The sequence below is a fragment of the Lacticaseibacillus saniviri JCM 17471 = DSM 24301 genome, assembly GCF_001311785.1.
In the GTDB taxonomy this organism is placed as follows: domain Bacteria; phylum Bacillota; class Bacilli; order Lactobacillales; family Lactobacillaceae; genus Lacticaseibacillus; species Lacticaseibacillus saniviri.
In genome coordinates this window covers 25006-37675 of record NZ_BBBX01000018.1, presented here as the reverse complement: position 1 = coordinate 37675, position 12670 = coordinate 25006, and the positions used below count along the sequence as shown (strand labels likewise).

Sequence of the window (12670 nt, the reverse complement as noted above, 5' to 3'; positions counted from 1 at the left end):
GTCTCTTTCAGATTATTCTGGAGGAGACGGGCCATTTTTCGCAGAAGGAGGAAATTTATGTTTAAGGATCAAGTTGTTCAGGCACTCGCTGCTGTGTTACCTGAACTCAGTGCAGACCAAATCAGTGACCTATTAGAGACACCCAAAACATCCGATTTAGGGGATTATGCGTTTCCAACATTCGCATTAGCCAAGATCAAACGGATGGCACCTAACAAAATTGCGGCCGAATTGGCCCCAACAATTGATGCGACCCCATTTGAAGCCGTAAAGGCCGTGGGTGGTTACGTCAACTTCTTCTTAGATAAGATGAGTTTTGCTCATGCAACACTGATGGCCATCGATGAAGCGGGCGACAACTTCGGTAGTCAAACCCTGGGCGTAGGTGACGTCACCATCGATATGTCGAGCCCTAACATCGCTAAGCCAATGTCCATGGGTCACTTGCGCTCAACCGTGATTGGGAATGCGTTGGCCAATATTTTGACCAAGACGGGCTATACCCCAATCAAAATCAATCACTTAGGTGACTGGGGTACACAATTTGGTAAGTTGATTGTGGCTTACAAGTTGTGGGGGAGCGAAGAAGAAGTCAAGGCTGATCCGATCAAGCACTTGCTTGAATACTACGTTCGCTTTCATGAAGAGGCTGAAACAAAGCCTGAAATGGACGACGAAGCGCGGGCTTGGTTTAAGAAGTTAGAAGATGGCGATCCCGAAGCAACCAAGCTCTGGGCATGGTTCCGTGAAGAATCACTGAAGGAATTCAACCGGATCTATGCTAAGTTGGGCATTGATTTCGATTCCTACAATGGTGAAGCTTTCTACAACGACAAGATGGACCCTGTTGTACAAACCTTAGTGGATAAGCATCTCTTACAAACCAGTCAAGGTGCTGAAATTGTGGACCTTGAGAAGTACAACCTCAACCCCGCATTGATCAAGAAGTCAGATGGTGCCACCTTATACATGACACGTGACTTGGCGGCTGCAATCTATCGTAAGGAAACCTATGATTTTGTTCAAAGTCTGTATGTCGTTGGGAATGAACAACGGGAACACTTCGAACAGATGAAGGCCGTACTCAAAGAAATGGGTTACGACTGGGCGGATGAAATCCACCACATTCCATTTGGTTTGATTACCAAGGATGGCAAGAAGCTCTCCACACGTAAGGGGAATATCGTCTTACTCGAACAAGTGCTGAATGACGCGATTGATTTGGCCAAGAAGCAGATTGCTGAAAAGCACCCTGATCTTGAAAATGCGGATCAAGTTGCCCACGATGTCGGCGTCGGTGCCGTTATTTTCCATGATCTGAAGAATGAACGGCTAGATAGCTTCGACTTCAACCTCGAAGAAGTGGTGCGCTTTGAAGGCGAAACAGGTCCTTACGTGCAATACACCAATGCCCGGGCCAACAGTATCTTGAAGAAGACGGATGTGAGTCCTGCAGCAGAAGTTGCCTTGAGCGATACCTCTGCTTGGGATATTCTCAAGTTGTTGGCTGACTATCCAAATGTGGTTGCTCGAGCAGCCAAAGCCTACGAACCATCAGTGATTGCGAAATACGCGCTGCGGTTGGCTAAGGCCTTCAATAAGTACTACGCTAACACCAAGATTCTGGTGGATGACGCTGAATTACCTGCACGTTTGGCCTTGGTTTCAAGCATCAGCCAAGTATTGACCAACGCCCTGGCTCTGCTGGGGGTTAACGCACCGGCCGAAATGTAAGCACCCACAAATCTCTTTCTGTCTGGTATAATGGCAGTATTGATGAAGAAATCGGGTGGATAATTTGAATAAGACTGAACGACAAAACGCGTTAGCCAAAATTATTAACCAGCAGCCCATTGCGACTCAAGACGAGTTACTGACAGCACTCAAGGCCGCCGGTATCGAAGCGACTCAAGCCACAATTTCACGGGATATCCGTGAAATGCGTGTGGTGAAAGCACAAGACGCCAATGGACAACTGCGTTATGCTATTTTTCGAGCTGATACGGAATCTCAAATGGAACGACTCGCCACGGCGATTCGGGAAGTGGGACTCGGTATCACGCGGGTCCAGTTTATCAATGTCATCCGCACCCTGCCGAGCAATGGGAACCTTTTGGCTGCCATTATCGATGACATTAAGTTTCCACAAGTTGTTGGAACGGTGGCGGGTCACGATACAATCGTGATCATCAGTCCAGATGAAGAAGCTGCTGAGTGGTTTAATGACCAATATCAGCACGCCTTCTCCTTATAGAATGAAACAAGTTAACTAAATAAAGAGCGATCGTGACAAAATCTTTTGAATTCTGTCATGATCGCTCTTTTTGTTGTTTTTTAGCGCATGATTCCAAATGGCGCCGGCTGATGGACCACCAGCGGTTGAGCCGTAAAAGGCTGCGTGAGACGCAGGGTTTCGGCGTGCAAAAACAGGCGTGTGGTTTGAAATCCAGGCGCATAAAGCGGGTCGCCCAGAATGGGGAAACCGATGCTCGCCAAGTGGACACGAATTTGGTGGGTGCGTCCGGTTTCTAACTGCAGCTGTATCTGTGCCCACTCAGCGGTGCGGGCAATGACCTGATAGTGGGTCACAGCAGGTAGCCCATCTTTTGTCACCATACGTTTGCGCTTGTCAGTTGGATCCAGCCCGATGGGTGCACTAATCGTTCCGTGATCTGGAATATCGGGTGCGACAAGTGCCACGTACTCGCGGGTCATGGTCTTTTGTGCGAGTTGGCGGTTGATGATGTTTTGGGTGAGTGGGTCCTTCGCAATCAGGGTTAAGCCACTCGTTAACATGTCCAAGCGATGAGTGATGTAGGCAGGCATGGGTGCGAGGTAGGCAGCAACGCGATTCATCAGCGTTTGCGTTTCGTCCGGCTGATTCGGATGAGCCTTGATGCCAGCCGGTTTATCGACAACCAACAAGTCGTGGTCCTCATAGGCGATGGTCACAGGTCGATTTGTGGGCACATAGATGGGTGGCTGCGCGTCCTGGTAGGTCAAAGTAATCTGCGCACCGGCGGCCACTGGTTGATTGAACGTGTGATACGTGCCGTTGATCAGCACACTTTGGTGAATGCGCAGTTCGTGCTGAGTGGTCTTTGGGACCATGAGTTGTTGTAGCATCGTTCTGACGGAATCATAGGCGATGGTTGTCGTGAGTTGCTGTGTAAAAGTGATCAATATGATTGCTCCAATTCAATAAATAAATGCTAAGCTTCAACGTCATTTCGGCGCAAGAAGTAGGAATATGCTAAAATATGGCACAAGACAGGGGGATGACGATGGACATTCTAAAAAAATATGGGCGACGATCAAGCCATATTTGGTGAATGCTTGGCATAAACTTGTTTGGTTTTGCCATCGATTCCAGATTATTCGATGGGCGATACTTCTTATTTTAACAGTCATTTTGGGCTTTAGTACTTATTTTACGTACCAAGCCAAAACGGCTGATGTGCAAAACATTAAGAGTTCACTCCAAACGAAAACCAATATCTATGACCAAAGCAATCAAAAAGGCCGGCGAATTGTATGCGCAAAAGGGGACCTATGTGGACCTGAATGCCATTTCAAAATCGGTACAAGATGCGGTGATTTCAACTGAAGATCGCACCTTTTATACGAATCCCGGCTTCTCAATTAAAGGTATCTTGCGTTCTGCTGTGAGTCTGGTCATCCACCGCGGTGAAATTACCGGTGGTGGGAGTACCATCACGCAGCAGCTAGCCAAGAATACACTCTTGACCCAGAAACAGACCATCATGCGTAAAGCGCAAGAAATCTTTTTGGCGGTGCAACTCAATAAAGTGTACTCCAAACAGGATATCTTAGCGATGTATCTCAATAACGCCTACTTTGGTAACGGGATTTGGGGCGTTCAAGATGCGGCTAAGCGCTATTTCAACAAACGCGAGCCAACTCGATGCCAGTGAAGGCGCCACAATTGCGGCCATGCTGCGCAGTCCAAGTTTCTATAATCCCGTTGACCACATGGATAACGCGATTTCGCGGCGGAATTTGATTCTCGGGTTGATGGTCGACAACAACAAACTCACGCAGGCTCAGGCCACTGCGGCTAAGGGTGAACAGCTGGTGATCAGCGATGGGTATTCTGCGAATAACGCACAGAAGTATCCTTCCTTCTTTGATGCCGTGATTGAAGAAGCGGAAAAAGACGGCATCAAGGCCGATGATCTGATGAATAAGGGCTATAAGGTGTATACCACACTGAACCAGACCTATCAGACCAAGTTAGAGCAAAGCTTTGACCAGGATTGGGCATTTCCTGCGAATGCGGCCGATGGGCGGCAAGTCCAGGGCGCCTCGGTTGTCGTTGATCCTAAAACCGGTGGTGTGCTCGCTGTGGTTGGTTCACGGGGCGAACACGTCTTCTTAGGTTACAACTACGCGACACAACTCCAACGCAGCCCAGGCTCCACGATTAAGCCACTGATGGTCTACACACCAGCGCTTGAATCCGGCTATCATTATGACTCCATCTTGGTGGACAAGAAACAGAGTTATGGTAAGAACAATTACACCCCAAACAATGCGACCGATACCTATCAAGGCAGCGTGCCGATGTATACCGCATTAGCACAATCGCTCAATGCGCCGGCTGTTTGGCTCTTGAATAAGATTGGTGTCAGCAAGGGTGTTTCTAGCCTTGAACGTTTCGGGATTGATTTGAAGCAGCAGGATCAGAATCTCGCTGCGGCTTTAGGTGGGGTGGAAACAGGCTTCTCACCACTCACCATGGCGCGGGCCTACTCTGCTTTTGCGAGCGGTGGGACATTGCCAGAAACACATTTTATCCGCAAAATTGTCGATGCAACGGGTCAGACCGTGGTCGATAACACGGACACCAAGAGCAAGCGCATCATCACCAGCAAGATTGCAAAAGAGATGACCAGCATGATGATTGGGACTTTCAAGGATGGCACGGGACAGACCGCTGCACCGAGTGGCTATACCGTGGCGGGTAAGACCGGCAGTACGGAAGTGCCAAGCAACTGGGGCTATGGGACCAAGGATCAATGGGTTGTGGGTTATACACCGGATATGGTGGTCGCAACCTGGATTGGGTTCCCAAGTACGGATGCGCAACACTTCCTGCAGGGCACGAGTGAAAATGGGGTTGCGCCAATCTTCAAACTGGAGATGGAAAACCTCTTGCCAAACTCACCGCAAACGCAATTTAATACCAAAGATGCCAAGGAACTGGCCGAAGTGCAGACACCGAGTGAAAGCACCTCAGACACCTGGAACAATTTGCAGGATGGCATTAAAAATGGATTAGATACGGCGCGCGATACTGTGGGAGAATGGTACAATAACGTTAAATCGTGGTTCGAGTAACCATAGAAATGAGGATATAACATGGCAAACATTTACGATAGCGCAAACCAAATGGCAAAGGACTTAGAAACAACCCAACAATATCAAGATCTCAAGAAGGCTTTTGATATGTTGAAGTTGGACCAAGTGGCTTACGCCTTATTCCAACAATTCCAACAAAAGCAAATGGAATTGCAACAAATGCAAATGCAGGGCCAACAATTCTCTGAAGATGATTTGAAGAGCTTGCAAGACCTTGGCGACAAGATGAAGGATATTCAACCTATCCAAGACTTGATGGCTAAGGAACAACAATTATCCATGATGATGGATGAATTGAACCAAATCATCAGCGAACCAATCGTTAAGATTTATCGCGGTGAATAAACTTTGGCTTTAAGCGGCTGTGACACGCCCACTTCGGTCTGTCACGGCCGTTTTTGTGTTTCATTCAGGCAATTTTTGCTATTTAGCCGCGTAATCGGTATGATAATAACAGCATAAGATAGAATAGAAAAGGTGACGAATATGGCAAAGCGGTTATTTGATTTTCAGAATGGCGAGGATTTGAAGATTCCCGTTCTGATCAAGTCGGCAGATGTCCGCGTGGCAAAGAACGGTAAGAAATTCATCGCACTGGTGTTCCAAGATCAATCAGGGCAGATTACGGCCAAATTGTGGGACGCATCAGAAGCTGATATCGCGCAGTACAAGGCAGGAGAAGTGGTCTTGCTGTCCGGTAAGCGTGAGCTCTATCAAGACAAGCCACAGATTAAGATTCACAGCATGCGCCTGGCGACTCAAGAAGAGGGCAATGATCCACAACAGTTTCTCCAACGCGCACCAGAACCAGAAAGCGAGATCATCGACGCAATCAATGAGTTCGTTTTTGAGATCACCAATGCCAACTGGAATCGGATCGTGCGCAAATTATTGCACGACCATCCCGAGTTTTATGAATTTCCTGCCGCAAAGTCCAATCACCACGCTTTTGCTGGTGGCTTAGCGTTCCACACGCTCAGTATTTTGCGGCTCGCGCAGAGCGTTGTGAACCAATACAGCAGTGTCAACAAGTCACTGTTATATGCGGGCGCTATTCTGCATGACATGGGCAAAACCATCGAAATGACGGGGCCTGTGTCCACGGAGTACACGCTGGCTGGGAATCTCATCGGCCACATCGTGTTGGTGGATGAGGCAATTGTCGAAGCGGCTAAGGAACTCAAAATCAATCTCGAAGCGGAAGACATGCTGATGCTACGGCATGTTGTGCTCGCACATCACGGTTTGCTGGAATACGGTTCTCCTGTGCGGCCACAGCTGCTCGAGGCACAGATTTTGCATGATTTGGATGAATTAGACGCGTCAATCAATATGTTGACCACAGCGTATCAACACGCGGAACCAGGGGACTTCACGGAACGATTATTCGGCATGGACAATCGCCGGTTCTATCGCCCAACCAAGGGCCAGACCTATCCGGATCCTGGCACTAATTAATGCATCAACGAAAAAGGTGAGGCCGGCTGGCTTCACCTTTTTGCACAAAAAACGGTTCACATCATTGCGATGTGGACCGTTTTTGATTGCTTGTTTACTTGCTGCTTGAGCTGCTGCTTAAGTAGCTAGAAAGCACGTTCTTCAAGTCGTTATCCTTGATAGAAACATTAGCCTTCTTCAGAACCTTTGTGATCACACCATTCATGATGGTTTGGTCAGATTGCCAAGTTGTGTAAATTTGCTTGGTGAGTTCTGCCTTGTGTTCCTTCATTGTGCCCTTACCAGGGTTCTTGATAGAACGAATGACATGGTAACCATATTGAGTCTTAACAGGGGTCTTAGTGTAAGTCCCTTGCTTCAACTTGAATGCAGCCGTCTTGAAGGTGCTATCGAGGCTGGTGTCAGTGTTATCAAAGGCTGGTAACTTACCGCCGTTGTCCTTAGTACCAGTATCGGTAGAGTTCTTCTTGGCAAGTGCTGTGAAGTTCTTTTCGGAGTTATCCTTGTCTAATTCGGCAATGATTGTCTTCGCTTCGGCTTCAGTCTTAACCAAGATGTGTTGAACCGTAATCTTTGGTTCGTAGCTCTTGAATTGCTTCTTGAGATCAGCATCGGTAACCTTCTTTTGATCCTTCAAAGCCGCAGCTGAGAGGAGAGAAGTCTTGATTTGATCCTTAAAGCTTGATTCGGTCAAGCTGTTTTGTGCAAGAACTTGAGAGAAGGAAGAACCGTACTGCTTCTTCACATCGTTGAAGCTCTTAGTGACTTCCTTAGAAGAAACCTTGCTACCATATTGTTCTTCAAGTGCCTTTTGAACGATCATGTTACGTAATGTAGCCTGACCTGCAGCACTCTTCTTCAATTCCTTGTAGTAGTCCTCTTGAGTGATCTTAGCACCCTTTAAACTTGCAACAGTACCACCATTACTTGCACAGCCAGCGAGGGTTAATGCAAGAACCAAGCCAGTCAAAGCGACGAGCCATTTCTTCATGAATAAACACATCCTAATCTAAATAAATTTAGTTACTGAATAAGCACGACTATTAATATACCATATTTTACTGAAACATGTGCAGACTTCATAAAAGCTTCATGAATTCAACACTATTTTGTATCATCTGGCGTTATCGAATTAACTGCGTCATTGATGACCTCGACCCGCTTGTTAATCGCATCAACGCGGGGACTCATTTCAAATTCGGCTTCCTCAACAGAGGCAGTGATGTCCTTGATTGCGGGTTGGAGCGTTTGGTTCATTTCTTGTTTGAGATTGTTCATGGCCTGCGCAAATTCACCGACAGCGGCCTGAACGTCCCCGGTTGCCTGAGTCAAATCGGTAAAGTAGTTGGCCACTTCGCGTTGGCGTTGTTGGCCAGTTTTCTTGCTTGTGAGTAGCGCATAAAGCGTGCCGGCGATACCGCCGATCAGTAATCCCGTTGAGAATTTGGCCATTATTGCACCTCCAGTTGATGCCGAATGGTTTCGGCAACGGCTTCGAGCTTGGCGGTGTCATAGTCCGCACTGTGATCGCCGAAGTGAATTGAAAAATCATCGGCGTCATCATAACGGGGCAGGAGATGAATATGTGAGTGGAAGACACTTTGGTAAGCCACTTCACCATTGTTGTTCATGATGTTCATGCCCTTGATGTCGGGATTGCTATTCTTAATCGCCGTGGCAATCATTGGAATACGTTCAAATACTGCACTCGCAAGCTCGGTGTCGTAAGCAAAAATATCGGGAACATGGCGCTTAGGGACGACTAGCGTATGGCCTGGTGTCACTTGTGTGATATCCAGGAACGCCTTGACGACATCGTCTTCATAAACGGTGACGTTTGGGATTTTGTTGGCAACAATTTGACAGAAGATACAATCATTCATAGAAAATTCCTCTTTTCATTTAGTCATTGCTAGCTTCCATGCTATCATAGAGAAGCATGAAAAACAGAATGTTAGGAAGATCGGTATGAGCTTAAAAGTTGAACATTTAACCGGGGGCTATGGACAAGTTCCCGTGATCAAGGATTTGAGTTTTGAAGTACCGGCAGGCCAAGTTGTGGGATTAATCGGACTGAATGGGGCCGGTAAATCCACTACCATTAAGCACCTGATCGGGTTATTGAAGCCACAAGCGGGGACGGTGAGTCTAAACGATGCGCCTTTAGGGAGCAACGAATACCGGCAGCAACTCGCTTATGTGCCCGAAACACCAGTGCTATATCCTGAACTAACACTGAAAGAACACATTGATTTGACCATTATGGCCTATCAATTAGATAAAAAGACGGCGTGGGCGACAGCTAATGAGATGTTAAAGACCTTCCGCTTGGACAACAAGCTGGATTGGTTCCCGGATAACTTCTCTAAAGGGATGAAGCAAAAGGTTATGATTGTGACAGCATTCATGACTAATGCTGATTTGTTCATTATCGATGAACCTTTCACAGGCCTAGATCCGCTCGGGATTCACGATTTGTTGGATATTGTACAGCGCAAGCGTGACGCCGGTGCCAGCATTTTGATGTCGACACATATTCTGGCGACGGCGCAACAATATGCGGACCAGTTTGTCTTACTCAATAATGGGACCGTGCGCGCCAATGGCAGTCTGGCCGAGTTGAAACAACAGTTTGGCATGAGTGAAGCCAATCTGGATGATATTTATCTAGCAATGACGAAAGAGGGATAACATGCTTGAACTATGGAAAACGCGGGTGAAGGCTCACCAGCAACAACAGTTCAAGTATCTGCGATTGGTCTTCAATGATCATTTCGTGTTGGTCTTGATCGTGATGCTGGGGGCTGCCCTGTACGCTTACAGCCAATTTGTTAAAAATTTGACCCAGGTACCAATATGGTTGGGACCGGGTTTGGCGCTACTATTGAGTCTCGCTGTGCCAGTGGGACGACTCGCCACACTGGTCGAACCGGCGGATGCGGTGTTCTTATTACCGCAAGCATCCGCTTTTGGGAAGTATCTCCTAAAGGCACGCCGTTACAGTTTATTATTGCCTGAAGTCTTCTTGTTACTATTAGGTGGTGCCAGTTGGCCACTGCTACAGAAACTGGGCTTCAGTGATGTCAGCGGGGTACTCACGCTGTTAGTGACATTAATGGCAATGAAAGATCTCGACATGTGGTTCCAACTCACGGACCGCTACGAGGGTAAAAAACCTATATGCGGCGCAGCTATGTGTTCTTATTAACACTGGTCGCGTTACTGCTTGGTTTTTGGCTTCATCCTGCCGTCAGCATGACGATTGCGCTGGTCGCCGATCTGGGCTTTCGTTGGCAAGTCGGTAGTTGGTTGCCTAAGCAACAGTTGGATTATGATGTCATGATTCAGCGCGAGCAGGATCGGATGAGTGTGATCTATCGCTTCTATAATCTGTTCACGGATGTACCTGGGATGAACGGCGGCGTTAAGCGTCGGCGGTATCTGGATTTCCTGTTGGCCTTGGTTCCAAAGAAGCAAAAGAACACTTGGCGTTACCTGTATTTGCGCGGTTTCTTGCGGGGAACGGAATTCAGTGGCCTGTTTGTTCGACTTACCTTGATCGCCGGGGTCTTACTACTGTTTGTCAATCAGTGGTGGTTGAGTGCCTTACTGGCCGTTTTGTTTGTTTATCTGGTCGGTTTCCAACTGATTCCGTTCTATCAACAATACGATGAAGTGGTCTTCGTGCATCTCTATCCATTGCCACAGGGACAAAAGCAGCAGGCGTTCTCGCGCTTGGTTCTCGTGCTGCTGAGTGCCCAAGTGGTTGTGCTGACGTTGATCTCGCTCATTCAGTGGCAATTGATGAATAGTGGCGCAATTTTAATTGGTGGTTTACTGATTACGGCTGGCATGGCATACTGGTATGTGCCGTTTCGACTGCGCCGGTTTGATTAAGCGACCGGCCAGCGAAAAGAATCTGCTACAACGCCTATCGATATGATCGAGATTGGTTGCGTTTTGCTCAAAGGGGTTTTTGTCGATGGATTTTGATTTAGATGCGAGCTGGTCGATAAAACCCGCTGGGGGCACGACCGGTACAGCTTTCATAGGGATTCATGCCAATGAAAAGTATTTTTTGAAGCGCAACGCATCGCCATTTCTAGCGGCCTTATCCGTTGAGCACGTGACACCGAAATTAATCTGGACGAAGCGGATTGTCACCGGCGATGTGCTCACGGCCCAAGAGTGGCTGGATGGGCGCACACTGAAACGCTTCGAGATGGATAATCGCCAAGTGGCACGATTGTTGGGGCGGGTGCACAATTCGGATCTACTCAAGAAGATGCTGACTCGCATGGGCGGGGCCCCAGAGGAACCCAAAACATTTCTCAATCGGCTCGCGCTAGATACCGCTGTCAAACAGATGCCCGTTGTGCAACGCGGATTAAGCTTCTTGCAGCAGCTGCCAGAAGCACCACGCGCCTATCGCGTTTGTCACGGTGATTTGTCCCACAAAAACTGGCTCATCTCAAATCAAAAGCAACTCTATCTGGTCGATTGGGATCAGGCTGTTTTGAGCGATGTGCCTACGACTTGAGCTTTATTTTGGTCAATTATGTGGCTCGGCCGCGCTGGGAGCACTGGCTGCACACGTATGGCGCCGCGCTCACACCAGCACTTGAACGCCGTATCAGTTGGTACGGGGTGTATCACTTAGTTAATGAAATCAATCAATTTTATTTGGAACAACGCCAAGACGCCGTGCAACATACCGTTGCCCGGCTAGAAGCGTTATTGGCAAATGCGGCTGAGGCTTAGCTTCGGCCGATTTTATGGAGGAAAACAATGCGATTACGAAACAAACCTTGGGCAAAGCCACTGATCAATGCTAATCCTGAGTACATCATGGTAACCCCGACGGATATGCAGGGAAAGTGGCAAGACCGGTTCGAGAAGTCGCAGCCACTGTCACTGGAAGTCGGTTCAGGTAAGGGTCAGTTCATCATTGAGATGGCTAAGGCTTACCCTGAACGTAATTTTATCGCCCTGGAATTACAGGAAGCAGCAATCGGCATCATTCTAAAAAAGCAGCTTGAGCTCAAGTTGCCCAACCTGCAATTAATTTTGGGTGATGGCGCGAACCTCACCGAATATTTTGCACCCGCAGAAATCGCGGCGCTGTATTTGAACTTTTCTGATCCATGGCCTAAGACGCGGCATGAAAAGCGCCGACTCACCTATCGGGATTTCTTGGCCCAATACGAAGCCATTCTCGATCCTGATGGTGAACTCCAATTCAAAACCGATAATCAAGGGTTGTTTGAATTTTCGCTTGTCAGCATGAATAACTATGGCATGGCGTTTGACTTCGTTGCCTTAGACCTGCACAAAGACGCGCGGGTCACAGACAATATTGAGACCGAATATGAACAGAAATTCGCCTCAAAGGGTGGCCGGATCTACGAACTAGTGGCCCACTTTAAGCGATAGTCTTCGCAGATAACAACTGTCCGTCTGCATCGTAGGCGTACTCGGTTTGCACTAAACCGTCGTCAGTAACCCGCGTGATGCCGCCGTAATAGGCGAGGGTGTCACCATCGCCAAAGGGTTTGGGATCCATTTCAATCCAAGCGCCTGTGATGGGGCCGCTGACGAGCGCTTGTGCCTTCATTTGTGCGAGCAAGCGTTGGGGGATTGTGTAGTGCTGATAGTGGCGGATGCTTTGATAGGCTGCGACACCCAGTGCCCCGATGGCAATCAAACTTGTAGCAACAACAGATTTTTTCATGTTTAAGACTCCTGACTGACTGGCTTTTTGCCAGTGCGTTTGTTACTGCTAGTATACCCTTTTTGATGCCGGCATTGCCAGGATTTAAAATCATGATAT

The 12670-nt window shown here is 47.9% G+C and carries 15 protein-coding genes and 1 pseudogene; 11 read left to right on the top strand and 5 right to left on the bottom strand.

What is annotated here, in order from left to right; all coding sequences use genetic code 11:
* Positions 1-57: 57 nt before the first annotated feature.
* Both argS and JCM17471_RS09620 read left to right on the top strand, forming a co-directional pair.
* Entirely contained in the window at positions 58-1734 is a 1677-nt protein-coding gene (gene argS, locus JCM17471_RS09625; protein WP_054777704.1) for an arginine--tRNA ligase, read from the top strand.
* A gap of 64 nt (positions 1735-1798) precedes the next feature.
* Positions 1799-2254 carry an arginine repressor gene (locus JCM17471_RS09620; RefSeq protein ID WP_054777734.1) on the top strand — a complete coding sequence of 152 codons (456 nt, stop codon included), beginning with the start codon at positions 1799-1801 and terminating at the stop codon, positions 2252-2254.
* 80 nt (positions 2255-2334) lie between these two features.
* On the opposite strand, the gene JCM17471_RS09615 is transcribed toward JCM17471_RS09620, so the two are convergent.
* The gene (locus tag JCM17471_RS09615) at positions 2335-3180 is read right to left on the bottom strand and encodes an RluA family pseudouridine synthase (RefSeq protein WP_500778361.1); all 846 of its coding nucleotides are present in this window, start codon (positions 3178-3180) and stop codon (positions 2335-2337) included.
* Between the two features lie 133 nt (positions 3181-3313).
* On the opposite strand from JCM17471_RS09615, the pseudogene JCM17471_RS09610 reads away from it, so the two are divergent.
* The 3 genes and pseudogenes from JCM17471_RS09610 to JCM17471_RS09600 all read left to right on the top strand — a co-directional run bounded on the left by JCM17471_RS09610 (position 3314) and on the right by JCM17471_RS09600 (position 6840).
* Positions 3314-5361 (top strand): annotated as a pseudogene (locus JCM17471_RS09610) (PBP1A family penicillin-binding protein).
* A gap of 21 nt (positions 5362-5382) precedes the next feature.
* Complete coding sequence (locus tag JCM17471_RS09605) at positions 5383-5727, top strand: YlbF family regulator (protein ID WP_054777703.1); 345 nt, start codon at positions 5383-5385, stop codon at positions 5725-5727.
* A gap of 141 nt (positions 5728-5868) precedes the next feature.
* Positions 5869-6840, top strand: coding sequence for a 3'-5' exoribonuclease YhaM family protein (locus tag JCM17471_RS09600; RefSeq protein ID WP_054777702.1), 972 nt, complete (start codon positions 5869-5871; stop codon positions 6838-6840).
* 94 nt (positions 6841-6934) lie between these two features.
* Here the strand turns inward: JCM17471_RS09600 and JCM17471_RS09595 are convergent, their stop codons facing one another.
* The 3 genes from JCM17471_RS09595 to JCM17471_RS09585 form a co-directional block, all read right to left on the bottom strand.
* Positions 6935-7831: a peptidylprolyl isomerase PrsA gene (locus JCM17471_RS09595; protein ID WP_054777701.1), complete on the bottom strand. Its 897-nt coding sequence runs from the start codon at positions 7829-7831 to the stop codon at positions 6935-6937.
* Between the two features lie 113 nt (positions 7832-7944).
* The gene (locus JCM17471_RS09590; protein ID WP_054777700.1) at positions 7945-8292 is read right to left on the bottom strand and encodes a YtxH domain-containing protein; all 348 of its coding nucleotides are present in this window, start codon (positions 8290-8292) and stop codon (positions 7945-7947) included.
* Positions 8292-8723: an HIT family protein gene (locus JCM17471_RS09585; protein ID WP_054777699.1), complete on the bottom strand. Its 432-nt coding sequence runs from the start codon at positions 8721-8723 to the stop codon at positions 8292-8294. Before JCM17471_RS09585 ends, JCM17471_RS09590 begins: the two co-directional genes overlap by 1 nt.
* Positions 8724-8808: 85 nt before the next feature.
* Here JCM17471_RS09585 and JCM17471_RS09580 point away from each other — a divergent pair, with 85 nt between their 5' ends.
* The 6 genes from JCM17471_RS09580 (at position 8809) to trmB (ending at position 12273) form a co-directional block, all read left to right on the top strand.
* Positions 8809-9531 (top strand): ABC transporter ATP-binding protein, encoded by a 723-nt coding sequence (locus JCM17471_RS09580; RefSeq protein ID WP_054777698.1) that lies wholly within the window; start codon positions 8809-8811, stop codon positions 9529-9531.
* Between the two features lies 1 nt (position 9532).
* Positions 9533-10048 (top strand): ABC transporter permease, encoded by a 516-nt coding sequence (locus JCM17471_RS16005; RefSeq protein ID WP_054777697.1) that lies wholly within the window; start codon positions 9533-9535, stop codon positions 10046-10048.
* On the top strand, positions 10036-10737 hold the full coding sequence (locus JCM17471_RS16000; protein ID WP_162208377.1) for an ABC transporter permease: 702 nt from the start codon (positions 10036-10038) through the stop codon (positions 10735-10737). The genes JCM17471_RS16005 and JCM17471_RS16000 overlap by 13 nt, the downstream gene beginning before the upstream one ends.
* Positions 10738-10822: 85 nt before the next feature.
* Positions 10823-11380 carry a phosphotransferase family protein gene (locus JCM17471_RS09565; RefSeq protein WP_156321672.1) on the top strand — a complete coding sequence of 186 codons (558 nt, stop codon included), beginning with the start codon at positions 10823-10825 and terminating at the stop codon, positions 11378-11380.
* Positions 11381-11388: 8 nt separating this feature from the next.
* Positions 11389-11601, top strand: a complete 213-nt coding sequence (locus JCM17471_RS14135) for a hypothetical protein (RefSeq protein WP_156321671.1) — start codon at positions 11389-11391, stop codon at positions 11599-11601.
* 27 nt (positions 11602-11628) lie between these two features.
* Entirely contained in the window at positions 11629-12273 is a 645-nt protein-coding gene (trmB, locus tag JCM17471_RS09560; protein WP_054777695.1) for a tRNA (guanosine(46)-N7)-methyltransferase TrmB, read from the top strand.
* On the opposite strand, the gene JCM17471_RS09555 is transcribed toward trmB, so the two are convergent.
* Positions 12263-12571: a hypothetical protein gene (locus JCM17471_RS09555; protein ID WP_054777694.1), complete on the bottom strand. Its 309-nt coding sequence runs from the start codon at positions 12569-12571 to the stop codon at positions 12263-12265. The genes trmB and JCM17471_RS09555 overlap by 11 nt on opposite strands.
* Between the last annotated feature and the right edge of the window lie 99 nt (positions 12572-12670).